The sequence below is a fragment of the Ruminococcus sp. 8Y-12 genome (assembly GCF_058119865.1).
This window is the reverse complement of record NZ_CM176623.1, coordinates 1,007,454-1,034,258: the sequence shown is the minus strand read 5'-3', so window position 1 is coordinate 1,034,258 and position 26,805 is coordinate 1,007,454. Positions and strand designations below refer to the sequence as shown.

18 protein-coding genes are annotated in these 26,805 nt (G+C 43.2%); 7 read left to right on the top strand and 11 right to left on the bottom strand.

From position 1 onward, the window contains the following. Window positions 1-202: 202 nt before the first annotated feature. Window positions 203-3,961, bottom strand: a complete 3,759-nt coding sequence (locus AC0THY_RS03665; RefSeq protein ID WP_489993119.1) for a family 78 glycoside hydrolase catalytic domain — start codon at window positions 3,959-3,961, stop codon at window positions 203-205. 338 nt (window positions 3,962-4,299) lie between these two features. On the opposite strand from AC0THY_RS03665, the gene AC0THY_RS03660 reads away from it, so the two are divergent. Then, window positions 4,300-5,313, top strand: a complete 1,014-nt coding sequence (locus AC0THY_RS03660; RefSeq protein WP_489993118.1) for an AraC family transcriptional regulator — start codon at window positions 4,300-4,302, stop codon at window positions 5,311-5,313. A 154-nt stretch (window positions 5,314-5,467) separates the two neighbouring features. Here the strand turns inward: AC0THY_RS03660 and AC0THY_RS03655 are convergent, their stop codons facing one another. Together AC0THY_RS03655 and AC0THY_RS03650 are read right to left on the bottom strand one after the other, a co-directional pair. Then, window positions 5,468-9,385, bottom strand: a complete 3,918-nt coding sequence (locus tag AC0THY_RS03655; RefSeq protein ID WP_489993117.1) for a hypothetical protein — start codon at window positions 9,383-9,385, stop codon at window positions 5,468-5,470. Window positions 9,386-9,599: 214 nt separating this feature from the next. After that, the gene (locus AC0THY_RS03650; protein ID WP_489993116.1) at window positions 9,600-11,081 is read right to left on the bottom strand and encodes an ABC transporter substrate-binding protein; all 1,482 of its coding nucleotides are present in this window, start codon (window positions 11,079-11,081) and stop codon (window positions 9,600-9,602) included. Between the two features lie 275 nt (window positions 11,082-11,356). On the opposite strand from AC0THY_RS03650, the gene AC0THY_RS03645 reads away from it, so the two are divergent. The 3 genes from AC0THY_RS03645 to AC0THY_RS03635 all read left to right on the top strand — a co-directional run bounded on the left by AC0THY_RS03645 (window position 11,357) and on the right by AC0THY_RS03635 (window position 16,449). After that, the gene (locus AC0THY_RS03645) at window positions 11,357-12,946 is read left to right on the top strand and encodes a response regulator transcription factor (protein ID WP_489993115.1); all 1,590 of its coding nucleotides are present in this window, start codon (window positions 11,357-11,359) and stop codon (window positions 12,944-12,946) included. Next, window positions 12,936-14,603: a sensor histidine kinase gene (locus tag AC0THY_RS03640; protein ID WP_489993114.1), complete on the top strand. Its 1,668-nt coding sequence runs from the start codon at window positions 12,936-12,938 to the stop codon at window positions 14,601-14,603. The genes AC0THY_RS03645 and AC0THY_RS03640 overlap by 11 nt, the downstream gene beginning before the upstream one ends. A 238-nt stretch (window positions 14,604-14,841) precedes the next feature. Further along, window positions 14,842-16,449: a transposase gene (locus AC0THY_RS03635; RefSeq protein WP_489993113.1), complete on the top strand. Its 1,608-nt coding sequence runs from the start codon at window positions 14,842-14,844 to the stop codon at window positions 16,447-16,449. Window positions 16,450-16,784: 335 nt separating this feature from the next. On the opposite strand, the gene AC0THY_RS03630 is transcribed toward AC0THY_RS03635, so the two are convergent. The 6 genes from AC0THY_RS03630 to AC0THY_RS03605 form a co-directional block, all read right to left on the bottom strand. Further along, a complete protein-coding gene (locus AC0THY_RS03630) occupies window positions 16,785-17,621 on the bottom strand; it encodes a trypsin-like serine peptidase (protein ID WP_489993112.1) in 837 nt (278 codons plus the stop codon). A 66-nt stretch (window positions 17,622-17,687) separates the two neighbouring features. Continuing rightward, entirely contained in the window at window positions 17,688-18,257 is a 570-nt protein-coding gene (locus AC0THY_RS03625) for a hypothetical protein (protein ID WP_489993111.1), read from the bottom strand. 46 nt (window positions 18,258-18,303) lie between these two features. Beyond that, complete coding sequence (locus tag AC0THY_RS03620) at window positions 18,304-18,924, bottom strand: Ig-like domain-containing protein (RefSeq protein WP_489993110.1); 621 nt, start codon at window positions 18,922-18,924, stop codon at window positions 18,304-18,306. A 259-nt stretch (window positions 18,925-19,183) separates the two neighbouring features. Then, window positions 19,184-19,588, bottom strand: a complete 405-nt coding sequence (locus tag AC0THY_RS03615) for a hypothetical protein (protein ID WP_489993109.1) — start codon at window positions 19,586-19,588, stop codon at window positions 19,184-19,186. Window positions 19,589-20,448: 860 nt separating this feature from the next. Further along, the gene (locus AC0THY_RS03610; RefSeq protein ID WP_489993108.1) at window positions 20,449-21,606 is read right to left on the bottom strand and encodes a M56 family metallopeptidase; all 1,158 of its coding nucleotides are present in this window, start codon (window positions 21,604-21,606) and stop codon (window positions 20,449-20,451) included. A gap of 1 nt (window position 21,607) precedes the next feature. Beyond that, the gene (locus tag AC0THY_RS03605) at window positions 21,608-21,985 is read right to left on the bottom strand and encodes a BlaI/MecI/CopY family transcriptional regulator (RefSeq protein ID WP_489993107.1); all 378 of its coding nucleotides are present in this window, start codon (window positions 21,983-21,985) and stop codon (window positions 21,608-21,610) included. Between the two features lie 387 nt (window positions 21,986-22,372). Here AC0THY_RS03605 and AC0THY_RS03600 point away from each other — a divergent pair, with 387 nt between their 5' ends. Then, window positions 22,373-23,386 carry a hypothetical protein gene (locus AC0THY_RS03600; RefSeq protein ID WP_489993106.1) on the top strand — a complete coding sequence of 338 codons (1,014 nt, stop codon included), beginning with the start codon at window positions 22,373-22,375 and terminating at the stop codon, window positions 23,384-23,386. Here AC0THY_RS03600 and AC0THY_RS03595 read toward each other — a convergent pair. Next, complete coding sequence (locus AC0THY_RS03595; protein ID WP_489993105.1) at window positions 23,381-23,872, bottom strand: GNAT family N-acetyltransferase; 492 nt, start codon at window positions 23,870-23,872, stop codon at window positions 23,381-23,383. The genes AC0THY_RS03600 and AC0THY_RS03595 overlap by 6 nt on opposite strands. A gap of 82 nt (window positions 23,873-23,954) precedes the next feature. Then, a complete protein-coding gene (locus AC0THY_RS03590) occupies window positions 23,955-24,416 on the bottom strand; it encodes a pyridoxamine 5'-phosphate oxidase family protein (protein WP_489993104.1) in 462 nt (153 codons plus the stop codon). Window positions 24,417-24,738: 322 nt separating this feature from the next. Here AC0THY_RS03590 and AC0THY_RS03585 point away from each other — a divergent pair, with 322 nt between their 5' ends. Together AC0THY_RS03585 and AC0THY_RS03580 are read left to right on the top strand one after the other, a co-directional pair. Further along, window positions 24,739-25,524 carry a tyrosine-type recombinase/integrase gene (locus tag AC0THY_RS03585; RefSeq protein WP_489993103.1) on the top strand — a complete coding sequence of 262 codons (786 nt, stop codon included), beginning with the start codon at window positions 24,739-24,741 and terminating at the stop codon, window positions 25,522-25,524. Then, the gene (locus tag AC0THY_RS03580; RefSeq protein ID WP_489993102.1) at window positions 25,517-26,674 is read left to right on the top strand and encodes an IS91 family transposase; all 1,158 of its coding nucleotides are present in this window, start codon (window positions 25,517-25,519) and stop codon (window positions 26,672-26,674) included. Before AC0THY_RS03585 ends, AC0THY_RS03580 begins: the two co-directional genes overlap by 8 nt. Window positions 26,675-26,805: the final 131 nt, after the last annotated feature.

Sequence of the window (26,805 nt, the reverse complement as noted above, 5' to 3'; positions counted from 1 at the left end):
CCGGACCCGAGAGAGGCATTGTCTGAGGCGCGTTTGCATCCAGCAAACGGGCCGAGTTGCCGAACGCTTTTTGCGTTTCGAGCAGCACTCGGCCCTTTAGAAGTTTCCGGCGACACGGTACAGCAGCCGCAGGATATCTTCCGATCCCTCTGGCGTCCCCCTCCCATTTACGCCCATCACTCCCAAACTCTTAAAACAGTTTCTACTTAACTATAACCTTCACCATACACTTCTTCCCATTAGATGTCTTAACCGTGATTGTAGCCCTTCCTTTTTTCCTGCCCCGAATCATTCCTTTACCTGTCACCGTTGCCACTGAATTCTTAGATGACTTGTAAGTAATCTTTTCTGTAGCTGTAACAGGTTTTCTGGTCACTACAAGCTGATAAGTTTTCCCCTTCCTCATGGTTACTTTTTTCACACTAGCTCTGATGCCGGTGGTTTTTACTGCCTTCTTCGTGACTGTCAGCCTCATGGATGCAGCTGCACCCTTTTTGGTGATAACCTTAATGGTAGTGGTTCCTGCCTTTTTCGCCCTGATCTTCCCGCTCTTATCCACAGTTGCCACTGATTTTTTAGAACTTGTCCACTTACTGATGGAATCCCCGCTCTTTAATCCACTGGCCTTGATGGCTTTTGTGGTTTTCTTCACCTGAAGCCTGGCGGATTTCACATTCAATTTTACCGTGGGCTTCACCACCGTGACCTTACATTCTGCCTTCTTACCACTTCCATCCTTCGCCGCTGCTGTAATAATTGCTGTCCCTGCCTTCATTGCCATTACTTTTCCATTGCCATCCACTTTAGCCACAGCTGCATTGCTGCTGGACCACGCCACAGACTTGTCTGACGCATTGGCCGGATTGACAGATACGCTAAGCTGCATCGTATCCTTTATAAACAGTCTGTGGCTTGCCTTATTCAAGCTAACCTGGCTTACTTTTACATCCTGTTCTTGTACCTGATTTTCTTTAAAATCCCGGAAGTCATAGGAACCGGAAACCAGTTCAAACTGAGCGGTCTGTTTCTCATTGCGTGTGGTCATTCCAACAAAGGTAACTCCCTGTGTTCCCGCCAGTTTCCGGGCAACTCCCTCGCTGACTTCCAGATACAGAACTGCCCTGGTGTTTGCCGGTATCTCAGCATGATAAACAGACATTTTACCGCTCTCTGCCTGCCAGTTGGATACAATGTTTCCATACACAGAATTATAAGAGCTGTTTACAAAAGTAATCCTGCCTGATTCATCCACTGTGGGCTGAAGAATGATGTCCTGGAATCCCGGATTCTCCTCATCCATAGTAATACCGCCCATATACTTAAACATCCACTCCACGCACGCCCCGTAGGAGTAATGGTTAAAGGAGTTCATACCAGAATCGCCAAAGCTGTTCTCCGTAGAGTAGGAATTCCACCTCTCCCAAATTGTGGTTGCCCCGTTCTTTACGCTGTAGAGCCAGGATGGAAGTGCATCCTGCAGCAATAAGTCATAGGCCACATCCGCAGCACCGATTTCGGTCAGTACCGGAAGGATTACATTGACTCCCAAAAATCCCACGCTCAGGGTATTTTCTTCATAATCCGGGCGTACAGACCCACCCTCATTTTTCACGTTTTTGAGCAGACTTGCGATCATGATATCCCTCTGGGCATTGTCCCTGTAAAGCCCCAGTTTCAGAGCCCACAGAAGAGCTGTCTGCGCATTGTCCACTACAGGATAGCCGTGGTTGGATACGGTCACATCATCTGCTGTGGATGAGAGCACATTACCATCTTCATCCACATATTTTTCCATAAATGCCTTCTTCAGCACAGAGTATCGGTCTCTGTATTTGGACGCATCCGCATCTCTGCCCAGCACATCCGCCATTTTCTCCATCAGACTGGTACAATAGATCTGATACACTGCATTCAAATACGGAGTGGAGGCCCCTGAAAATGCCAGCCAGTCCCCAAACATGGGGCCATACCCCTTCTGATTTACCACGCTCATATACGCATCCATCTGGCCATAATATTCTTCAATCAAAGTGGTGTCACCTGTCTGCTGATACAGTACCCATGGAATAATGATTCCCGCATCACTCCACCCACTGGATATCATCGTGGCGAAGAACCCAACAAAGCTGGTGGGCATGATAGCCCCATATGCATCTCCATTGTTTTTCGCATGCTCCTGCATGATATCATTGTAGTTCTCCAAAAATGAATATACATCATAATTATACACACCCGTTGCTGCAAAGAGCTGGGCATCCCCGGTCCATCCTGCCCTCTCACCTCTCTGGGGACAGTCTGTGGGAATGGACAGATAGTTGGATTTCTGACTCCACAGGGTATTAGAAAACAGCTTATTGATGTCGCTGTTATTTGTCTCTATAGTCCCGGTCTGTTCCCCCACACTGGTGTATACTTTGGCTTTGACCCCCTTTATCCGGATATCCTGGTCTGCTGTAATCTCTGCATACTGGAAGCCCCGGAAGGTAAACTTAGGCAGAAATGTTTCCGTTCCCTTTCCGGAAAGAATATACTTGTCAGTCACATTGGCATTTGTGATGGCCTTTTTGTAAAGTGTTCCACTGGGCCCATCGCTGCCGCCGCTCTCCAGGGTGGTATTCCTACGTCCGTCATTGAGCATCTCAGAGTGATCAATGGTCACCGCAGTTCCCTCTTTTCCCTCCACAGTCAACTCTACCGCACCGCTTCCATTTTGACCAAAGTCAATAATCAGATTCTCACCCTTTTTCAGACTGATCGCCCTGTCTGTGTCTTCCTCATGTTCTCTCACAGTTCCGTAGTCATTTCCAGCATCCTCTGCCGAGATCATTTCTTCCTCTTTGTAAGTGTAGGCTCTGACAGGATACCGGTCATACTCATCCGCAATCCTGGCTGCGGCGCCGGTCCCGGAGCGCAGGTCACCTTTGTAAGAACCTTCCGTAACCCCTGCCCAGGCATTGTTAATATCTTCTGCAGAAGCGGCCAGATATCCGTCATCATTCCATCCCCGGATCTCATCCGCAATTCTGGCATCATAGGTCTCCCCATCAAAGAAATCATTTTCCGTGACCGGGCTGTAGGCACTGGATTTCCAGTCGTCCTGATTCGTACGAATGTACTGTCTGGTTCCATCGCTGTAATTTACCACCAGCTTTGCAATGAGTCCCATTTCGCATTTCTCATCATCCGGTCCAAATACAGCTCCATAGCTTCCGGTTTCTCCGATTCTGCCCGCATACCAGCCCTTTCCAAGCTCCACGCCCACAGTCACTGTGGAGTCCTGGATATAGTCCGTTACATCATAGGTCTGATAATTAGTATAGTATTTATAATCTGTCCATCCCGGGTTGAAAATATCGTCACAAGAGCTGTTTACCTTCACCTCCTGTCCGTCAATGTAAGCGGTATAGATTCCCAGTGAAGAAATATACAGATAAGCACTTTCCACCTGGCCCTTCAGCTCCTGCTCTGTTCTTAAAAGGGAAACTGCATTTTCATTCTGCTCCGGAATAATCCAGGAAGCATCATTCATATCTGTACCTGTGATAAAGCTGCCTGCATCTGATTGATACGTTCCGCCGTCCTGAGAGGTTACGGTAACCACCCAGGTATATTTTGTCTCATCCTCCAGATTCATTTCATCCGCCTGATATGCGATCCCGGCTGACTTACCGCTCTTTACCTCCCCACTTGTCCAGACCAGTTTCCCCTTTTCACTGTCCTGGTAGACATTGATCTTATAGGAGACTTGTTCCTTTCCCTGTTCCTCTGATGACATTTTCCAGCCAAAACGGATCACCTGGTCTGTCTCCACCCCTGCTGCCTGTTCCTGGTAATTTACAGTCAGGCTGTGGATACTGGTGGTTTCTCTGGCCAAAGCTGTCATGGGCGCTGCTGCTAATATAGTGCTGACCATCAATGCACCCGACATCATAGCCGCCACAAATCGGTTTCTTCTCTTCATTTCTCTTCCTCCTACATTTTCTTTGCTAAAGATCCTATCCCTCACACGATCTTCGTTACTTTGCATATAAAAATCCTAACAGCAGTTCTTTTTTTGTACAACATTCATTCCTTATATTTTCTTTACCTTTTCTTATATCCAGAAGGATGACAAAATTTTGCACAAAAATTTACCTGCTATCCAAGAATCTTCCTCTTTTCTTTCTGTGGTCGTTCTTATATTATGATGTTGTATGGAAACAGTTCAGGCTGGTGTGCGCATTTCCTGTGCATACCTTGAGGAACAGCGAAAGCTTTTAACCTTTGCAGCCTATGGTGAGAATTACAGGAGGAATAAGTATGAATGATCTGAGAACGGACCAGCTTGTCAGAGATTACCACAGCCGAATGAAAAATAAGCTAAACAGCAATATCAGGCTGCTGCCTCCGGGCATCAATCAGCAGATTCAGGAAAAAGGGTACTTTTTGCTTGGGGCAGACACCTTTTTTTCGGAACTTGAAAAAATACAGACCGTCATGCACCTAACTTTTCCCATGGCTGTTGCTCCCCACTGTCACGATTTTTTTGAACTGATCTATGTTTACGATGGCCATGTTCATCATTACATAGGAGATGAGGAGTTTACCCTGTATCCAAAGGATATCTGTATTATCAATCCCAATACCATCCACCACTTATCCGAGATAGACGATGACACCATTATTTTTAATATTCTGATCCACAAAGAGATGCTCTCCAACGCCATTGCCCTGATCTCTTCCACTGATAATATTGTGTTTAACTTCTTTTCCAGCTGCCTTTACGGGCAAACAAAAAATACACATATACTTTTTAAGGGAGATATCTACAGCACTGAGGATTCCCTCTCTTTTCTGCACAATATTATCACCGAGAGTATTGTCCAGAAACCCCAGTGCCAGAAAGCCATGGAATACAGCCTTCAGCTCTTCTGTCTGGAGCTGACCAGAACCTATATGACAGGCAGGAAAAACACGGTATCCGGCAGAAAAAAAGCGCCCAATGACAGCATTGAGCAGATTATCCAATATATCACTGATAATTTCCGGACCGCGGATATTGACTCCATAGCGGAAACCTTCCACTATCACCCAACTTATGTGCCTCAGCTGCTCAAGAAAAATACCGGGAAAACTTTCATGCAGATTCAGCAGATGATACGGATCTCTGTGGCCCAGGATAAGCTGCTCCACACCTCAATGAATGTGGAGGATATTTCCAGGTATGTGGGCTATTCAAATACTACCCATTTCCACAGAATTTTCAAAAAAATAACCGGAGTGTCCCCTCTTCAGTACCGGAAGCAGCCACATCCCTCAGGAGCTAACGCCTGAATCATCTTCTCACGGGCTTACTCAGACCTGAGCGGACGGTGAACCAGCTCGTTACTGTTAACGTGTGAACAGTAACACCAGCCCCGTTGTTAACAAAAGAAACCGGGAGCGAATCCCGATTTTTGGATTCGCCCCCGGCAAAACTCGCATTACATTATTTTATTTTTACTCTCTTCTTCACACTAAAGCCTGTATAGACCTTCTTTCCATCAATGGTTTTGTAAGCTCGTGCACGCACAAAGTAGGTCTTGCCTTTCTTTAATTTTTTGATAACCTTATTGGTTCCTTTGGCATTCACAACCTTTTTGCCCTTCATATTTGATTTCATGGCGTACTGAATCTGGTAGCCCTGGGCTCCGGAGACCTTTTTAACGGTCACCTTCATGCGCTTCTTGCCGGTTGCCTTTACCTTAACACTCACTTTCCGGTTAATAAAGGTCACCTTCTCCAGCTGTTTCTTAGCTGCTTTTACCTCTTCCAGTGCCTGCTTCAGGGCCTTTTCACTGGCGTCTGCCTGCTTTTTCAACTCTTCCAGCTGTTTCTTGGCCTCTTCCAGCTGTTTCTTGGCCTCTTTGACTGCTGCCTCATCGTTGGCCGCCTGAGCAGTTAAGTTAACATCCTTGTATGGCACAAGCTTAGCCTGAGCTGGTCCATTGGATCTGTATGTTATGTCAGTTCCCCACCAGATAGATTTCGCACCGTACCATGCACTGCCTACCATATCCCGCTCTTTGACAATTCCTGCGGCAATGGCAGCGTTTGTAATACTGGAATTGTAAACGATCTTTATAGTATTCTTCCCATTCTTCAGATACTGTCCTACGTCTGCGATTGGTTTATCCCAGCTCACACCACCTGTGTACTGGCTTCTTTCGTCCGCACCCTTGTAGTCAACTTCCTTACCATTTTCATCAAAGACCTTACCGGTAACTTTTGCTACAGCCTTTGTGGGATTCTGGCTTTCTGCGCCGCCAACTTTAACGCCGTTGATTTCTACTGTCATACTCTGGTCAAGCTTATCACCAAAGTCAATGTACGCGCCGTCCGCTTTTGCGGTATCCCAGTCAAACTCTGCTGTATAAACACCTGTACCGGAAACGTTCTTGCCAATCTGTGCAATCTTATCCCATGTGGTCAGTGTATCAAGTTTAATGTCCTTAATAACCGTCTTCTTCGTGGCTGTGAGTTTATTTACTGTTGTCAGGTCCCCGATTTTCTCTGTGGAGGTCAGTACCTCATCACCTTTTGTCCAGGATGTGACATCAAGATTCCAGTTCTTAATATCTGAAGCTGACGCCATGTTATCCACTTTCGTGATGACTGTCTTTCCATTATTCAGCTCTGTTGCATAAACACCCTTCTTTGTCACCCGGATAACGGAACCGTCTTTACTCATGTAAGAAGAAGCTGCGGTTGTGGATTTAATGGTATCCGCTTTCTGTGCATCTACTTTTTCAAATGCATACAGAGCAATGTTGGTGTAATCCAGATCGATTGGGAATACTGTCTTGCCATCTTCATAGGTGTACTGGGCCAGCTCGGTAACTTCGCCCGTATAGGAGTCAATCATGTACGGGATATAAAGACCATCCATCTTGATGTTTGTCTTGATATTGGTACCATGATTTTCAGTTTGTACATCTTTCTTAGAACTGTGCTGATGGTAATCATTCGGGCAGTAGTTGTACGCATAGAGATACATATTGCCACCTTCATCCACACGTGTCTGTGTCAGAAGCTGATGGTTCTCTTTTTCAAATTCAGCGTAAGGTGTAACACCCAGTTCTACCAGTTTTTCATAAACATCATCATCGTAAGCACCAGTTTCGCCTTTTCTGTAGTTCACTTCTTTATCATTGACAGCTGCTTCTTTTACATTCGGCAATGCTTTCATCTCTTTCATGATGTCTGAAAGCTTGTTGCCTTTGTTGCTGACATCGCTCTGGAATGTGCTGAGCTTGGCAGCATTTTCAAGGATTACTACCGGCATACCCTGTTTTGCCAAATCAAGAACCGTCTCCGCTCCATCAGGGTCCATCCAATCCTGATAAATAACAAGTGCTCTGTAACCTGCACCCTCAAGGATACCTGTCTCTTTGTTGTAAACAACCTTTGTAACCTCATTCGGCATAGCTACATAATCGCTGTCGCCTGTACGGTCAATGGTCAGCAGGTCAGGGCTTAAGTAGTCGTATGTATAACCGTGATCCTGAAGTTCTGTGGAACGGTAGTGAACACCCTCATGTGCATACTGCCAGTTTTTGGATTTCTGTGAGAAAGTACCATCCTCACCGTTTGTTCTCATACCCTGCGCCCAGCTGTTGTGAATGAATCCGATATCCGTACGGGACTTTCCTGTCTGCAAAAGCTGCTGGATACGTGCGATATGGGCATTGAACTCATCGTAATTGACGTAGGATGGTTCCCTGTTTCCCCAGCGATAGAATCCGCTGGAACCACTGGTATAACCCGGCCAATCCCAATTGCCGTAACCAAAGTTGGAAGTCCAGATGTGCCACACCACACGCTGGAAACCTGCAGCATACTGGCTGTAAATTTCATCCAGCAGTCTCTGGTAGGACTGGCCGTATCTGTCCTCGTTACCGCCTGTTTCCGTGGAAAGGACCTTGTTCTGCAGCTTTGCACCAGCTGTGTGCAGTCGAAGGATATCCACCTGGTTGTACTGGTTAAGATTCTCTGCCTCCGGATAATCTACGTAAGCGGACGGCTCTGTGATCTCCATAGCTTTCCCGTAGGAGATCTGTGCCCTTGTTTTGATACCAACACTGTTCAGCCATTTCTTCAGGGGCATCAGCATTCTGGTCTCATAGAGCTGTGTCATGACATCCTGCCAGTCATTCACAAGCTGCTCACGAAGTGTCAAATAATCATAATCCTCGCTGTCCTCAAGCATAAATGTAGACATGTTCTTTGCACCAAAGATAAAATCATTCACACCGTTCATATCATAGTATGTATTGAGCGCAAACTCAAATCCGGAACCAATGCCGCTGACCATGATAATGTAGGGCATGGGATCATAGCCTTTGATTTCCTTGAACTGCTCCACAGCATCTTCGCTCCACCAGGTAAAACCGTCGCCGTATGTGAGCTCCAGGGAGTCCATAAACAACTGTACATCACCATTTTTGATCTTTTTTGCAAGCTCCGGGTCACTCAGGTAGTGCTCTTCCCAGAAACTCTTCAAAGCCTCCACGCCTCGTTCATCAAAGTAGTTCGTGGTATAGCATTCTTCGATACCAGGAGAAGAGCTGTTATATGCGCCCTGGCTCCAGGTTGCGATGATCTGGTATTCTCCTTCTCCTTGGGGAGCTTTCCAGTTTACGGTGTAATCCGTATCGCTTTCCCCTTTTGTAACATAAGATTCGTGATTCGTATCTCTCTTGTCATACAGCTTTATGGCTGATCCAAAAACGATAGAAGTCCTGTCTGTGCCGTCATCGGTTTTTGCGACCTTATAGGCATAGACAGTGTTCAGCTTTGTATTCTTCTTTGGTGACGCCGGAAGCTCCAGAGCGCCGGAGAAGGTCTCCCCAGCTTTTACAATCATAGCTTTCGACACATCGGAAATAGCCAGAACCTGCAGAGCCGCCTCACTTGACGGGTCCAGACTGGACGCCGGAACATTAGATGTGGCCCAGTTGGTACCAGAAGTCAGGTATACACCCATCCCCAGATCCAGCAGTTTATTCATCATCAGATTCCATTTATGTGCCCACATTTCGGAACCATATGCGTAATCCTCTTCAGCAGCAGTAGTGTCAGTCTGCATACAGAGTTCCACGCCTCGAAATCCACCATCATAAAGTGCCTGAATCTCATCGAGAAGAACCTCGTCTGTGTTGGACGCCTGTCCCAGCCACCAGCGCACGTCAGAGCTGTACACACGATCAGGGTCCACATACTTGCTCTCCAGATACTCTTCAAAATCAGGACTCTTCTCCAATCCGGTATCCACCGGTGCTGCACTTTGGTCTCCCGCCGCATAAGCCGGTACGGATGTCATGATCATCGCCAGACTCAGTACCATTGCAACCATTCGTTTTTTCATTTTTCTCATTCTCCTTCCTTTCTCCTCTGCTCCGAAATGGGTTTTCCATATCCGCCAGTAGAGTAGTTACTGTTATTGTAACAAAGGTTTTTCAATGGTTCCATTCGCAAATCTGACCTCCGCTGGTAAGAATCTGACTTTAATGCACTCCTGAATCACTTTCTCACGTTCTGTGCAGTAAATGCACAGAACTGTCTGAATAATAAGTGTCTTGCTACTCCGACTGCTTTGCCGCCCACTCATCCAACTGGCGCTGCTTTTCCCTGATCACCTGGTAGATTCCAGCCTCCTTTAGCCTCTCTTTAAATTTCGGGAGCTCACTGACCGGATCGATGACCCCGCTCTCCAGAGGCTTGGCATATTCATCAATGACCTTCTCCACCTCTTCAATCTCCACCAGCACCGGACTCGGGTCAAAGCGGAAACCGAAGGCCCTCGAAATCTCTGTATTTTCTTCTTTTTCCTTCCATCTCTCCTCAAAATCTGTTCCCAACAGGGACGCCACATGCAAAAGGCTCTGGTTTCCCGCCTGACCAGCCCCCCGGTAATATCCGCTTTTTCCCGTGGCATTATACTCATGGAGCATGGTACCGTCCTCCTGCATGGTATAGTGTACCCCCTCAATCCCGTACTGCAGCAAATTAACAATATCCGGGTCCGTGTACATAAGATTCAGCATTTCCATGGCCTTTTCCGGCATACTGCTGGCGGAAGGAATCACCCACAGGTCCCTGGATGCACAGGTAGTGGTGGCCAATGTCTTTGTCAGCGGAATATAGACCTTTTCCGGCTTCTCCATCTCCCCGTTCCGGTCGATATTCATCAAACTCATTTTTGCAAAGGCTTTTCCCTCATCTAACAGCTTTCTGCCTTCTTCCTGAGAAGTAAGCACATCCTTTTTTATATACCCCTTTTTGTACCATTCATGTGCTTTCCTTACAGCCTGATTCCACTCCTGCGTCTCGTAGTAATTCGTCACCCGGGGAACCTTAGTCCCCTCCTTCAGCACTGCAAATCTGGCATCCGTCAGGGTATCCATACTATTCATGAGCCCCGCAACGCTCCAATCATTTATCTCCGTCACAAGTACAGTCAAATCTTTTTCCTTCTCTTTAATTATGGCAAAAACAGGGTCCAGATCCTCCCATGTCCTGATTTCTGACACATCGATCTCATACTTGTCCACAAGACTCTTCAGAAGAACAACACCGTAAGCATCTCCCTTTTCCCTGTTGGAGGGAACGCCATAGATTTGCCCATTCCATTTTCCCGCATCCAGCATTTCCCCCTCATAGTCCAGAATTCCCTCTCCCCGTTCCGCCAACAAATCATCCAGGGCCAGAATCTCTTTACCGGAAATCATGCTGATAAACCTCTGGCTGCTTCCCAGATAAGAAAACAAGTCTACCTCTTCATGTTCTGCCAGAAAAAGCCTCTCGTTGGCATCTGTTTTCGTGAAGGTTTCCAAATCCACATTAATCTGCAGCTTCTCCCTGGTAATTTTGCTGATCTCCTCCTCTACCAGTTCTTCGTCCTGAGGCTTTACAGGAGAATACATATACAGATGCAGAGTATCATACTGTGTCTGTTCACTCTCATCTGCCCGGGTTTCCTGTCTTCTGCATCCCACGCTGACAGACATCAGAATTATGCATAAACCCGCTGTCAGCCATCTTCTTATATTTCTTTTATCCATTATCTTCCTCCTGTAAACCAATCCTACCCATTCGTATACCATTACTGTTCACTCAGATGCATGTTACTGTGAACGTGTGAACAATAACAGTATACCGGATCTTCCTTCATCTGTGAACTGTTTTTGACTTTTCATTAACTGTCCAAACAGTTCTGTAGATTTATGCATATTGCTGGCCAGGGAATGAATGGTAACAACTTTTCTTCCTTCGTTCATTGCATTTTATTTCTATTTATGGTACGTTTGAGGTACTTACAAAAATCGGAGGGATTGTAATGAATATTTTATTAGTTGATGATGAACACTTGACTCTGGAAGCCCTCTTAACCCGTCTGGACTGGAGCCGCTTTCAATTTGCTCATATTTTTACCGCTAAAAATATCACAGAAGCCCGCTCTCTCCTGCTGTCCGAAACCATTGAAATCATTCTTTGTGATATCGAGATGCCGGGCGGCACCGGCTTCGATCTGGTATCCTGGATTCGCAGCCAAAATATACCCACCCAGTGCATTTTTCTCACCTGCTATGCAGACTTTTCCTATGCCAGGAAGGCCCTGAAGCTGGGAAGTATTGATTATATTTTAAAACCCATCATTCCGGAGGAGGTGGAAGACTCTATTGCCAAAGCAATCTCCCGCCAGGAGGAGTCACAGGCTTTGCAGCTTAAGACCCGGTCCTGGCAGCAGAGCCTCCCTGCTATTTACCGTCAGTTCTGGATGGAGCTCTTGGACGGCACCACCTCGCCGGATGAGTCCTCTGTATCACAGCAGATTTATGACCTGCAGCTGGACATTGGCATCCACAGCCATTTTTATGCCATTTTACTCACTGCCATATCCGGCAGCGCCTCCCGCTTTCCCCGGAAGCATCACTCCAGGAACCAGAGGCTTTTGGAAAAGATCTGCGGCAGTGCCCCCTGTACCTGCTATTTGATCCCCCAGACGGATGATTCCTATTTCCTTATCCTGGAATCTTCGGATGACGATTGTCCTCTGCCGGAAACTGGAGATTCTATCTGCCGTTCCTTCCTGAACCAAATAAAAGATGACGAGGAACTGCGGTATTACTGCTATCTGGGATGGCCGGAAAATATTTGTCAGCTGCCGGAACAGATGGAAGCTTTACAGACCCTGGCCTATCAGAATGTAGTGTTGGAGCAGCAGCTTATTTATTCTGTCCATTCGCAGGATCTGAGGACTCTACCTCCGGATACCCCGGTGCAGGCGTGGAGTGAACTGCTGGAATCCGATGATTTTTCGGGATTTTTAAAAGCCATCACAAGTTATCTTCTTCAACCCTCGATTAAACGCCAGATGACCTCTGATTTTCTGGAGCATTTCTCACTGGAATACTACCAGCTGCTTGTGACCTATGCCTACCGTCACCAGCTGCTGCTTACCTATATCCTGCCTCCTGAGGAATGTCTCTCCTACACCTCCCAAGCCACTGCCTCCCTGAACCAGATGCTTTCCTGGGTAAAGTACAGCACCAGGACGCTGGAGTCTGCTATCCACAGCCATCAGCGTGAACTGACCCCTGTGGATAAGATAAAATCGTACATCAAAAAACATATCCGGGATAGCCTTACCGTATCCGCTATCTCCGAATATGTCCATATGAACAGCAGCTACCTGGCCCGGGTTTTTAAAAAAGAGACAGGATGTTCCATTCACCAGTATATCCAGGAGCAAAAAATGCAACAGGCCATGCAGGATATGAAGACCAGCAAGCCCATCGGTGAGATCGCCCTGGACCTGGGCTATCAGTCCTACAGCAGTTTTCAGAAAACCTTTACCCGGATTGTGGGTATCTCTCCCAAAGAATACAAGTACAAGCTTTCCGAAGGAGCCTGCCATGAAACGTAAATTTCACAAACTCTTTCACTCCACCGTGTCGCAGTTTTTCCTCTGTCTGGTGTGCTTTGTGGTGCCCATACTGCTAATTTCCATGTACAACATGCAAAGATCCCGCAACCAGGCCATATCCGCTCTGGTAAATGCTTATCAATCCGTACTGCAGAAAAATATGGCCGAGCTGGAAACTCAGCTCTCCCAGATCAATTACTATACCATGGATCTGGCGTTCAACCGGACAGAGCCCCGCATTCTCTCCCACTCCAGTGTCAGCCCAGAGGGAATTCACGCCCAGTATGCCCTTTCCCAGGAGTTTGATGATGAACTGCCCCGATACGGCTGCCTGGGAACGCTCTTTATCTACCTGCCTGAGCAGGACTTTTATCTGTGCCGAAGTGCGGATGGAGATCAGAGTGCACTCTCCTCCACCATACAGGGGCATATTCAGGATGAGATCTGTCAAAGCACCTCCCTTACCCGCAGCTACCCCTGGAGGCTGCTCAATCTGGATGGCCACTATTATCTTTTTCAAATGATTTTAAATGAAAATATCGTTACGGGAAGCTATATTGATACAGATCAGCTCATGGAGACTCTGGAACTTCCGAACCTGGATTACGGCAGTCTGATATTCCAGCCTGGAGAGACCCTCTCACAGGAGACCATCATGAACCAGGATTTGGTGAAGATTTCCGTTCCCTCCTCCTACGACTTTACACTGTCCTATGAATTTCCGGCAGATAAGGTGGGCGCTCACCTGTCCTTTGTGAACCGCTACTCAGTTCTTCTTTGTCTGGTGCTGATCCTGGCCTTTCTATTATTTTTGGTGCTGATCCACCGGATCGTAATCCGGCCCATCACTCACCTGAATGAATCCATGCTGCGGCTGGGCGAAGGCGATCTGGATTACCGGATTGAGAAGGTGGCGGATACCTCCGAGTTCCAGCTTCTATACCAGACCTTCAATAAAATGGTAAATGAAATCCAAAATTTGAAAATCAAGGTCTACGAGGAGCAGCTCACGGCCCAGAGATTTAAGGTAAATATCCTTCAACTGCAGGTAAAGCCCCACTTTATTATCAATACCCTAAATATGGTCTACAACCTGCTGTACGCCCAACAGACGGAGAGTGCCGAATCACTGATCCTGTGTACCATAAAGTATTTTCGTTTCATGATGAGGATTACTGACAATGTGATCCCCGTAGCCGACGAGATTGAACACATTGATGCCTACGTACAGATCCAGAAGCTGCGCTATATGAAGAATTTTGATTTTGTACAGGAGATCCACTCCCTCACCAGAGAAGCCATGATACCGCCTCTCCTGATTCACCAGTTTGTGGAAAATTCCATCAAATACGCCATGAACGCGGATCACCCGCTCTTGATTCGCCTGGAAACCCAGTATCTGGAGATCGATTACGATCCCTATATCAAAATTATCATCCGGGACAACGGCCCCGGATACAGCCAGGAGCTGCTTGCGGCTCTGAATGCGGGGCAGGACATCCGGGCCGCAGACGGCAGCCATTTTGGCATCATCAGCTACCTGGAGCAGCTCCAGTATCTCTACCGGGACTTCCGGTGGCATTTCTCCAACGATGGAGGCGCCTGCGTGGAGCTGGTACTGCCCATCTGTACTCAGGAGGAAGAAGGTCTGCCGTGACAATTATAAAAAGAATCCTGCACGCAGGATTCTCCGCCTGCGGCGGGGCTGCCCCGGCAGCCATCTCCCACTCCGCCGCAGTGCGATCCCGCCCGGAGGGTTTTTTATATCATAGGATTAGGGTGTCAAAAGGTCAGTGACCTTTGATATAAATTTGTACCTTGAAAATTTAACACGATATATATCGTAAATACCTGATATTTGTTATAATTAAGTTATCAAATATGGAGGTGATGAAATGGCTTTTGTTGCTAATAATAATCAACAATTATCTTTAATGGATAGTACTTTCAATCTTACTGAAAGAGAAAAACGCGTATTGGAAAAATCATGGGCAAAAGCTTTTGCTGAGTATGTTTTTCCTGCTATCGATGAAACTATTTTTTCAGAATTGTATAGCAGTAAAGCGTCACGTCCAAATACTCCGGTAAATGTTATTGTAGGTGCTCTTATTCTAAAAGAAGCTCTTGGAGATACGGATGATGAATTGGTAGAAGCGCTTATGTTTGATGTTCGTTATCAGTATGCACTTCATACAACAAGTTTTGAGGAACAGCCCCTTAGCGATAGAACGCTCAGCCGGTTCAGAGCACGTGTGCTGGCTTATGAAACAGAGCATGATGTTGACCTCATTCATGAATGCACTGTAAAAATGGCGAAGGAACTGTCAGAATTTATGAAAATCACTCCAAATATGCAGCGAATGGACAGTCTTATGATTGCAGCTAATATTAGAAATCTTTCATTACTGGAGCTTTTCTATACTTGCGTTGCAAATTTAGCAAAGATTATGAATCAACGTGAAAAAGAAATCCCTGAGAAACAACATCATTACATCGAAAAAGATGATTATAATCGTTGCATCTACCATAAAAGGGATATGGATGCTGCAGAAAGAACCATTGCTGTAATGCACGATGCCGAAGTGCTTATTCAACTGTGTGATAATACAGGTGACTTTGATGATACAAGTGAGTACCAACTTCTAATTCGCTTGCTAAAAGAAAGAACGATTATCGACGATGATGGTTCCCGCCGCCTTCTTGAAAAAAAAGAGATTAAAAATACTTCTGAAGTTTTGTTAAATCCTTCAGATCCAGAGGCGACGTTTCGCTATAAAGCTGGTGGGAAAAATCTCGGGTATGTTGGTAACGTAGTAGAATCTGTCGGTGAAACAGGCAGTCTTATCACTGATTATTCATATGAAAAAAATGTCTATGCTGACAATCAATTCATGAAAGATTATCTTCACAACCAGCAGACTTTTGAAGAGGAAGCATTTATAGTCGCTGATGGTGCTTACAGTGGTGAAGAGAATTCCAGGCTGGCAAAAGATCATAATCTTAAGCTTGTAACTACAAACTTTACAGGACGCAAACCAGATGAAATCTATGCTGAATTCAAGTTTACGCAGGACGGACAGTATTTGATAGAATGTATAAATAAGTGTGCTCCAGAAGAATGCATATACGATCCGAGTAAGGATCGTTCGGTTGCATATTTTAAAATTGAGACCTGCAACTCATGTCCCTACAAAGAAAAATGTCTGCCCCGCTTCTTAAAAACAAGAGTCCGGAAAGAGGTCTCATGGAAATCGGTTGGAAGAGCAAAACAATTACAGTATATGAAAACGGAAGAATTCAGCCAGTATGCCCGCTTTCGCAATGGTGTAGAAGCAATTCCGTCTCTTCTTAGGAGAAGATACCACGTAGATAAAATACCAACGCATGGAAAGTACAGAACCCGTTTTCATTTTGGGTTCAAAATAGCGGCACTAAATTTTCAAAAGCTATTAAATTACACTAATAGCCTGGCTAACTGTGACCCAAAATTAAAAGTAGTATAAAAAGTCATAGGAAGATACTTCATCAGGTAACCTCTAACTACCATCTTTTATTGTCTAAAACCATTTCGTGTTAAATTTTCAAGGTACAAGTAAATATCGATTATTATTTAAGTGGCTTTTGACACCCTAATCATCATAGGGAATTCCGAAGGACTTTCCTATGATACAAGCATAGATGTCGAGCATGACATCTCAATGCGAGAGGTATATGGCTTAGACAAAACATTACGCGAGTAAACTCATATAAGATGATTTCCACTTCCCGGACATCTGATTTCCAGATTTCCGGAAGTGCGATTTCATCGCACAAGAATATTCATATTAATACTGATATTTTAATTATATTTATATTTTGATATCAAATCATATACATTTTGAGTTAACAAGCACCCACTATTTATCTTTGACGTTTTACTTCCAGACGTATGTATTCCCCATACAATTCCATTCGAAGAATATGCTGGAGAACCACTTTGTCCACCTTCTGTATCCACATCGTGTGAAAACCTGAATGAGGATGTTACTTTCATTTTTCCAGTCGCTTTGTACTGGTTATATTTCTTACTCGATGGATATCCCGACACCGTAACGGATTTACTTCCTGTAAGGCCTGTTCCATATCCAAAGTATCCTGTCTGTTTTCCCAAGTCCTGTTGCAATTCAAGAACACACCAATCATAATTAGAATTATTATTACTGGTAAAGGCAGTTGACAGTGTCCATCTCTTAGGATAATAGTAAGTTGAATTAAGTTTCGAGCCAGTCTGTTTCAGATATATCCTGAGTTGTTGTGGCTGCATTTTATTTTTTGTGTGCCATACAACGTGTCCTGCTGTTACCATAACATCATCACCAGTCATAAAACCTGTTCCATAACTCCATTTATCTATTTTATTATCTCCGTCTGTATCAAACCCCGGTCTTAGGCAAACAACTCTACAGTATGGTTCATTATTAGGATTTACTTTTTTTCTACTGTCTGTGTCACCAATAATTACCTTAGGCATAATTTCGGGTAAACCGATTTTATATTCTGGTTCAATCCGCACTCCACTTCGTGTCATAGGGCTTACTTCATTCGACTTTTCAATAATTGTATTATGAGTTATATAATCATATGTTATTAAGTCAGGTTCTTTAGCTTGTACCTTTATTCCACCTAAAAATACCACTATCAAACTTGCTGCAATAAGAATTTAATTCTTCTTCATACAATACATTCCTTTCTAATGTTTTATTTAAGTTACCTTAAAATTTGCATAAAAAACTTTAGGCCCGACAAACAATACTAAGCGATATTCTCCCTCGTATAATTCATCGTTTAAATACTCTTTTTCAAAATATACTTCTGCGGTATTTGGCTCTGTGTTGTTTCCTTCAACCCCACTGTAAAACCAATTCCCCTCATAAAATACTTCAGGAGGATAGTATGCTAAACGCTGCCACTCTCCTTTATTATTAAATTCTATATATGGAATTTGATAATAATAAAAACCATTACCAACATTATTATTAATAATTTTGCATACTATTTGATTATCCTTATTTTTAATAAATTCTTGAGTTGATAATTCAAAGGAAAAATTATTGTACTCTTTCTCGTCAACAATGTCCAAGTCCATACCAGATATGAAATCGATTTCAGGATCTGGGTTTTCAAGAATATCATCAATTTCAAAATCATTTGTTGACTCTAATTTATTATTATTTTCAGAACTCGCACATGCTGTTGCATATACTAATATAACTACCAAAACCAGACCACAATATATTCTGTGTCTTTTAATGGTATAGTTCTTTTCAATCATAAGTATGTCCTCCTTGCAACAAAATGTGACTCTATAATATGTTATTTTATTCAATCACGTAAGTTTTCTTATTAAAAGAACTATAAAGAACTTTGCTTCCCTTTTGCTTTTTATACGCCCGCACAAAGTAGTTTCCTGGCTTTTGTACGGAAGCATTCTTATCATTGTAGCTGGTAACTGCTTTTTCATACTTCTTTATCAGTTTTTTACCGCCATCCTTTGTCTCTTTGTAAACTTCATATCCATCCGCACCTTTTATTTTACTCCATCTTACTTTTACTCCATATTTACGTTTTACTCCCGTCTCTACTTCCACCTTCGGCACCTGTTTCCGAAAATCTACTTTTTTGATCGTTACACGGCATTCCAAAGTGGTATTTCCTACCCTTGCGGAAACCGTTGTGAATCCAGCTTTCTTCCCCGTCAAGACAATACTGTTATCATCTGTTTTTTTCACAGAAACCAGGGCTTTATTTTTAATGGACCATTTTACTTTTTGGCTGGCATTGGTTACACTTAACCTCTTCATACTTCCCACTTGGATTGTCATGCGGGTTTTCATAGCAGGTTTTGCTGATTTGGAAGCGGCTGCCGGTAATACGAGAAGGCAAAATGCCACTACAATACTTGCTGTCAATAAAACAAATTTTTTAAATGATTTTTTCATAGCTGGTCTCCTTAATAAATCATAATTTTTTTTTCATATTTACAAATACAAGAATAATCTATTCGACATCTGGATACATGATATCGGTAAGATAACGCACTTCCTCTGCCCAGTCCTTTGCAGTACGGTGTTCCCGGGCGCATGGGTAAAGGATCACGTACCTCTCCCAATAACTGGTAGGGCTTTTCATCCATGCATACTACTGGTAACTGTGTATTATAAGGACGTTCATAAATATCAAGAATGTCTTCCATGCACGCTACAAATTCAGCATTTTCTTTTGGGGGAATGCATCAGTATTCATTGCGGTGAGGTCTAAGTTCATTTTTTTTAAAGTTCTACGAATCGTTTCGCGGCTGACAGGAGTATCCAAAACGATACGTGCTTTATCCTCCAAGAGTTCAAGAGTCCACCTTGCATGTCCTTGTGGCGGCTCACTACAAGCAAGGTGGATAATCTGGGCCTCTGTCCTGCCATCTGATTTACGCAGGGCGTTGGCCGAATTAGGATTGATATGATAAGTAGTAATTTCATGGATGCCCTTATTTATATAAGCACTGACTGTGTTATCTACAGTTGCCAGACAGACAGCATAAGTATGGGCAATCTGGCTGTGAGTGAGGGAAGCGCCATAAATTTCATTCAGATCACGAAGTTTTATCAAGAAGATCCCTTTCGTCTTGTGTTAACTGAATTTTATATACTTTAGGTCTAGCCATAGAAAACACCACCAATCGTTTTCTTTTAACATAACACAGGTTTCCATAATAAGGAAAGAAGTTTGTTTAAATATAAATGTGTTATTACACTAGTCATCTGTATCACTTAAGAAATATTTCTGAATAATTGCCTGTTTTTTATACTGAATCTTTATCCACACTTAAAAAAAAACAATTAACAATTTCCTAATTGTATGATTTTTCATCTTTTTTGTGTAAAGTCCTATGTAACAACTAACGCAATGGCATCACCCCTTACTATGCTATATAGTAAAACTTGCTGATTTTTACAGTGTTATAACATTTTTTTAGTTTAATTATTTCATAAATATATAATATCATTTAGAATAATTTATGTCAATATAAATCATTTTGGTTGATCTAATTATATTTAAATCAGAAATTCAGAATCTTTTTACACATTTAAGTTTTATGTAAACTATAATAGATACCATTCAATAATGAGAATGCAAATGAAAACTATTTAGAAAAAAGAAATATAAGAGAGTAAATTACTATACTTTATGAGACCTCAGAAAATCGCCGCAAGCTTCGAACCTTTCTTAAGCTTGCGGCGATTTTCCATTTAATAATTAATCCAATCTGTCTTCCAATAACCATATGTTACTGACCAAAGTCTTTTCTGATTTACACCGTTCTTTAATCTATAATACCATTTTGTCACTTCTTGGTGAGATTTTACTTGAATTTGTATTTGGAATGTCCTTATTTATTACTGATGCTGCATGACTCGGAATTGTTATGAATATACAAACAATTGCGCCAATTCCAATAATTATTTTTTTTAAGTATTCGCTTCATTTTTTTCTATCTCCTCTTGTTTTATTGGTAACTTATTAAATGGTTCCATATTCAAATCTTTATTTGAAAGAATCATAAACGGTTTGTTATTAACAAATATTTGAATAACCCCCTCCTCATCTATAACTATGTACGCATTATCTTCCGTTATTGTAACACTTTCCACAATGTCTTCAGCCGGTGGATCATATGCAGGTTGTATGATAATTAAATATGAGCACAAAAACGCTATTATAATGATAAACTTACTGCAAACTCTATTTTTTTTCCTATTCTCCACCGGTTTATTGAGAATCACCTCAAATCTCTGTTTCATAATTCCCTGTAAATCACCGTTTAACAATTGTGATAAACTGCAGGAAGTATCTTTATACTCCAAACTTACTTGTTTCATAACATTCAAGATGGTTTCCAAATACGTCAAGCGCTCTTCCATCTTCATGTTTTTGGTAACCGACATATCACATTTAAGTTCCAGAAGATGTTCTACTTCTTTCTGGAAAATATAGACAATGGGGTTCCACCAAAATACTGCTTTTAAAAGCAAGTAGAATATCTTTACAAAAATATCCCCTCCCTTTATATGCTGCACTTCATGCCTCAGAATAAATTCCATCTCCTGATCTGTAACAGAGATTACCGGCAGATAGATAAACGCTTTTCTAAATCCAATCGCCTTAGGAACATCAACCTCCGGTGATACCACCACATTTATATTTTTATTTGCAAAACTCTTCGATACAATCCGCTCAACCTGCTCGCTCTGTACAATTCTGTAACCCCTTATTACCTTAATTTCTCTTACAACATCCCATATTTCCTTAGCTATAACACCCAGTGCTCCTGTTATCCATACACCAATCAAAATCATACCAATGGTAGTATGTTTCCAGATATCATGGTTTAAGGTTCTCTCTATAAAAGGAAGTACTGATTCAGATGATATTATAAATGCATAGGAAAGATCCAGCGGCAATAAAATACGACAGATAGACAGCATAAACAATATGATTAAATCTGTTGTACTGTTCTTTACAAGAAAAATAGTATCGCTTCGCAGCTTCCTGATTATAACCAGTCCTATACTAAAGAATAAGATAGCGCTTACAAATGAATACACACTTATCTCTACAATTGGCATATTACTTAAGCTCCTTCTTTTTCTTACTTAACATCTCCTCCAGTTCCTGTATGGTATCTTTAGACAAACTATTACTCTTAAAAAGAGCGGAAAACAAAGTGGCTACGCTGGTCTTATTTGCAATATTTGCGAGAACATCCGCATAATATTTTTCACCTGATTCCGTAGGCTCAAAAGTGCGTGAATAGCCTTTGCCAGAGCGAATAAATCCTGCCTCCCGAATGGCCTCCTTTCTCAACAGACTGTTTATTAAAATGTGAATCGAGCTGTCTTTCCAAGACTTTTTTACAGACATTTGCACGATATCCGTACCTGTAAGCGGGCGGTCGGCCTCCCACAGCACTTCCATAATTTCCAGTTCGTTTCTGGTCAATTCCATATTTTTACCTCTCTTTATTCTCAATTCTTACCTGACACCTCTGTGGAGCACGATAAATGTAATAGATATTTATGTATTGCTTTATACAAATGGAGGATATCAGTTCTTTTAATGTATACATTAGTTTTACAGATACATTAATTAGTTATTTATTTATATATAATAAAATTATAATGTCATCATATATTTCTGTCAATATCATTCATTTTTATACCACATTATCACTTGCAGTAGCCGTTAAGCTTTAGATAGCTCTGTATATTTACTGCTTAATGATGAAAAAGTAATTGAGGGATACATAAATCTGGACTGATACGATTTGCATCTTCCGTGGATCCCTATTAACTGTTATAATTAAACCAACGCAAATACACTGGAGGATTTTCGATGAGCGAGTGGAAGGTATACTATGGAAATAATTTCTGGGGACATGAGCGGTATGCCAGACCTGGAAAAGAGATAACTGTAAATTGTGAATTTCTATGGGATAGGGAATACTTTAAGCTCCTATCACTCTATGAGTGCAGCAAGGGATTGGTGGTGGATCTCTGTAAAAGAATCGAATCCAGCACGCTCCATGCTTTTCTGAAAAGCTGGAAGGAGAGAGACCCGGAAAAATTGTCAGACCAAGAATTAGAGTTTCTGGAGGCGGAGAATCCGACTTCTCTCCACCTTGAGATAGAACTGACTGCTGACGGAAAACATCTTCCCAATCAGGGTTCCTGCAGCATGGGGTGGTACCCATGCGATGAGGAGGGCGCGTGTGATGCCCAGGCTGAGGATTTTCTTATGCATTACAAACTGGACTCAAACTATGCCTGGATCATGGTGCGCACCAGCTTTGCATGGCAATCAGCAAAAAAGCCTAAATTACATCATCTGGAATTTCTTTTTTCCCAGCAGCCTGTTCCTGTCCCCGGCCCACATTTTATACTGGATCAGGAATTACCCCAGGCCGTTTGTTTTACCCATCCGGAAACCGGTAATACACACACAGTAGAAATACACTCCCGCATCTCGAAACAGGTACCGGAACATACACTGTCACCGTTAACAAAGCGCTTTCGCTATCCCAGATACTATGAGGAGCTGCACTATACTCTTTCTCCGGAGCTTAGAGAGGGCAGTTATTTTATCCGCAGCTTTTCTCCTGGTGATCCTCCGGTATCTATTTCATGCTCGGAGTCTAAGGATGCATCCAGTATTTCTATCATTGGAGGAGTCGATGGTCCTACCTCCATTTTCATAGCAGGTAAATGTCCCTCCAATGAAAAAATGACCCATTCTGCTTTTTCCTCCCTCTACTTTGCTCCCACAGAAGTAAGAGAATGGACCATCACTTTCATGGTCAGAAAAAAAGAGGCATACAGGCTTACACTGGATATGGAAAAGTATCTATAGAATGTGATAATGAGGTATGATGTCCTCATAACTGCCATCTTTCATAAGAAACCCCTCTGGTATTACGCCCAATTTTACAAATCCTAGCTTTTCATACAGATGTAGCGCGGATAAATTTGATTTTACTACAGCATTAAACTGCAGAATCCGAAAGCCCGAGCGTTTCCCCTGTTCTATGGAGTGTCTCACCAGCTTTTCTCCGATATGATGGCCCCGGCAGTCAGACTTCACTGCGTAACTGCTATTGCAGAGATGGCCGCATCTGCCCACATTGTTAGGGTGGAGTATGTAGAGTCCCACTATACTGCCATTCTCTGCGTTATATGCAATTCCGGTATAGGTCTGACTCTCAAAAAAATCAAGACCGGTTTTCTCATCCAGCATATCCATCTGGGGAAAAGCAATTCCATCCTCCACCACCTGATTCCAAATCTGAACAGCGTCTGAAACGTCATTTCCGGTAAATTTCCTTATCTTTATTTCCATTTATAAATACCTCTGTTTCATTTATATTGTGTCTAAGGTCGCGGACATGTCCGTTTATTGTCTGTACGGTAAATATACAATCCTACCTGCACGCTTTCCCGGTAACTTGCTCTATGGTAATTTCATAAACTCCTGTTATATCCATAGCTTCTTTTATGTATTTCAGTCCACACTCTCTATAATCAGGACTGTACTTTTCTATCAGCTTCTCCAGTGCCTTTTGCTTATGATCCGCCTCCCTGCATTCTCCGTATACCACAGCACTTTCATACCGGGTACTGAATTTTGATGGGAGCACCTCCGAATCCCCCATTACCGTAAAACAAACCCTTGGGCAGTAACGTATATTTTCCACCTTATGCCCTGCATCCTTTGCACAGTGAAAATAAATTTTATCCTTATCTACCACATAGTTTACAGGCACGCCATATGGATATCCGTCCTCCCCCATGGTAGATAATATCCCATAAGTCTGTGCCTTCAAAATCTGCAATGCCTCTTCCACTGCCAACTCTCTGTCCTTTTTGCGCATTTCCCGGAACATATTCTTTTTTCCTCCCTGCATTTTTGTACGTTTTCACTATTGTACCAAGTCGCTAACGCGACGGCTGGCCCCAGTTCCAATATTTTCGCCACTTTCTTGAAATATTTTAATCTTTTTGAAAATAAAAGTAGCGGTTTGTTCCTATATGTTTTATTGTTGAATCACCACAAGACAAAAATAAACACATATAACAACATTCCGCTATGTTTAATTTATCATTTTTTTTCGCATTCAACAACTACATATTTAAATTTTTTATTCGTCCACCCCCTTTTTATGAAATATTGCAGCTTTTTAATCATAATTCTAAGGAGATTCCTTTATGGACGAATATTTAAAACTTTACAGGGAAATGATCTCCCTTCGTGGCCTTACTGAACATACTCTCAAAAATTACTGTACTTACATCCGGTGGCTACAGAAATCCAGAGGCCTTTCTGACCGCACCATCAATTGTGCCATTTCACAGCTGCGTTTCTTCACCTTGTATGTGTTACATAAAGCATGGGATGACACGCAGCTTCCCATGCGCAGATTTAACCAATACCTTCCTTATGTTCCCTCAAAACAGGAAACCTGGCAGTTTATTTCCACCATTCCCGATTTAAAACAAAAGACCATGGTTACCCTCCTGTATTCCTCCGGGCTTCGTATTGGGGAAGTCTGCCGCCTCCGTTATGAAGATGTTGACCGCAAAAATATGCGGCTGCACATCACACACTCCAAAAGCAGGAATGACCGTTATGCCATTCTTTCACAGGCTGCTCTTGACCTTCTGACACAGTACTGGTTTGAATGCGGACGGCCAAAGGGCTTTCTTTTTCCGAAACAGAATGGGCAGGACAGACCCATTGACACCTTTTTCCTCTCAAGGCATGTCCATGCACATGAGGACAGGCTCGGATGGAGGCGCAGGCTTACCTGCCATTCTTTCCGACATGCTTTTGGCACACACTTGTATGAAAACGGAACGGACCTGCTTACCATAAAAGCCCTTATGGGACATAAATCCTTACATTCCACCACCGTTTATGTCCATCTTTCCGGCAAGGCCATCCGCAGCGCCATCATCCCTTTTAACCTCCTGGCAGGTGCCTGCCATGCGTGATTACAAAATTCGGCAGATATTTGAACGCTCCTATGAAGCCGATTCTACACAGCGATTTTATCAGCCGCAGATCCAGCGGATCGCTGCAAGAGCCATCTTAAACTGTAAATCCGGCAGACTTGGCTTTAATTTAAGTCAGTGTACCGATTGCGGACATATGGAAATCCACAATAATTCCTGCCGCAACCGTAACTGTCCGAACTGTCAGGCTGTACAGAAGGAAATCTGGGTGGATAAACGCAGGGCTAAAGTCATTGATTCGCCTTATTTTCATGTGGTGTTTACCCTTCCCCATGAACTAAATCTGCTTATTTACTGCAACCAGAAGCTCCTGTATGGACTGTTTCACAAATGCTGCGCCGAAACACTTCTGGAATTATCTGCTGATAAGAAGCGGCTCGGCGCAGTACCCGGCATTATTCAGGTTCTTCACACCTGGAATCAGGAGTTGGCTTACCATGTGCACATGCACTGCATCGTCTCCGGCGGCGGGCTTACAAAGGATGGCAACATCCGTAAATCCTCCAATCATTTTTTTATTCCGGTGGCTGTCCTGCGGGACAAATTTAAGGGAAAATACCTGGCGCATCTTGCCATCCTTTATAAAAATGGTTCCCTCACCTTTTCATCTTCCTGTGAAAAACTATGCAATCCCTATCACTGGAAGGAATGGAAAAATAAGCTTTATGAAATGGACTGGTGTCCCTACGTTAAGGAAACCTTTAACGGCTTTGGCAATGCCATTGAATACCTCGGACGCTACACCCACAAAGTCGCTATTTCCAACAACCGGATCCTTTCCCTTACGCAAGATACGGTCACGTTCTCAGCCAGAGGGAAAAAGCCGGGTGACCCGAAACGTCAGATTACCCTGCACCATACAGAGTTTATACGCCGTTACCTGATGCATGTGCTGCCTTCCGGTTTTCAAAAAATACGCTACTATGGCTTCCTTAACAACCGGATGAAGCATAAAAATCTAAAGGTTATTTTTATGCTTCAGAACGGTCAGCGCTTTAAGCAGCGTTTCGCAGGAATGAGCATGGCAGAGCTTTTAAAGGCTGTCTGGAATTTTGATGTCTGTCTGTGTCCAAAGTGTGGGCGGTCTGCCATGAAACAGCTTGGAAGGTGCTATGTCCATCCTTCCTGATACACCAGTTTCTCATACTTTTTTTGACACCTCCCCCCCGGAAGGTCTATGAAGCATGCCCAAAAATAAAAATCAGCTTGAAGATCCCTTGTTTTCTGCATTGCAGGCCACCATAATTTCCTGTTTTAAGC

Coding starts and splice junctions, on each gene's coding strand:
- AC0THY_RS03580 (WP_489993102.1), top strand. CDS start 25,517: ATGCGTGATTACAAAATTCGGCAGATATTTGAACGCTCCTATGAAGCC.
- AC0THY_RS03645 (WP_489993115.1), top strand. CDS start 11,357: ATGAATATTTTATTAGTTGATGATGAACACTTGACTCTGGAAGCCCTC.
- AC0THY_RS03585 (WP_489993103.1), top strand. CDS start 24,739: ATGGACGAATATTTAAAACTTTACAGGGAAATGATCTCCCTTCGTGGC.
- AC0THY_RS03625 (WP_489993111.1), bottom strand. CDS start 18,257: ATGATTGAAAAGAACTATACCATTAAAAGACACAGAATATATTGTGGT.
- AC0THY_RS03595 (WP_489993105.1), bottom strand. CDS start 23,872: ATGGAAATAAAGATAAGGAAATTTACCGGAAATGACGTTTCAGACGCT.
- AC0THY_RS03620 (WP_489993110.1), bottom strand. CDS start 18,924: ATGAAAAAATCATTTAAAAAATTTGTTTTATTGACAGCAAGTATTGTA.
- AC0THY_RS03635 (WP_489993113.1), top strand. CDS start 14,842: ATGGCTTTTGTTGCTAATAATAATCAACAATTATCTTTAATGGATAGT.
- AC0THY_RS03655 (WP_489993117.1), bottom strand. CDS start 9,385: ATGAAAAAACGAATGGTTGCAATGGTACTGAGTCTGGCGATGATCATG.
- AC0THY_RS03640 (WP_489993114.1), top strand. CDS start 12,936: ATGAAACGTAAATTTCACAAACTCTTTCACTCCACCGTGTCGCAGTTT.
- AC0THY_RS03650 (WP_489993116.1), bottom strand. CDS start 11,081: ATGGATAAAAGAAATATAAGAAGATGGCTGACAGCGGGTTTATGCATA.
- AC0THY_RS03605 (WP_489993107.1), bottom strand. CDS start 21,985: ATGGAATTGACCAGAAACGAACTGGAAATTATGGAAGTGCTGTGGGAG.
- AC0THY_RS03660 (WP_489993118.1), top strand. CDS start 4,300: ATGAATGATCTGAGAACGGACCAGCTTGTCAGAGATTACCACAGCCGA.
- AC0THY_RS03665 (WP_489993119.1), bottom strand. CDS start 3,961: ATGAAGAGAAGAAACCGATTTGTGGCGGCTATGATGTCGGGTGCATTG.
- AC0THY_RS03590 (WP_489993104.1), bottom strand. CDS start 24,416: ATGTTCCGGGAAATGCGCAAAAAGGACAGAGAGTTGGCAGTGGAAGAG.
- AC0THY_RS03610 (WP_489993108.1), bottom strand. CDS start 21,606: ATGCCAATTGTAGAGATAAGTGTGTATTCATTTGTAAGCGCTATCTTA.
- AC0THY_RS03600 (WP_489993106.1), top strand. CDS start 22,373: ATGAGCGAGTGGAAGGTATACTATGGAAATAATTTCTGGGGACATGAG.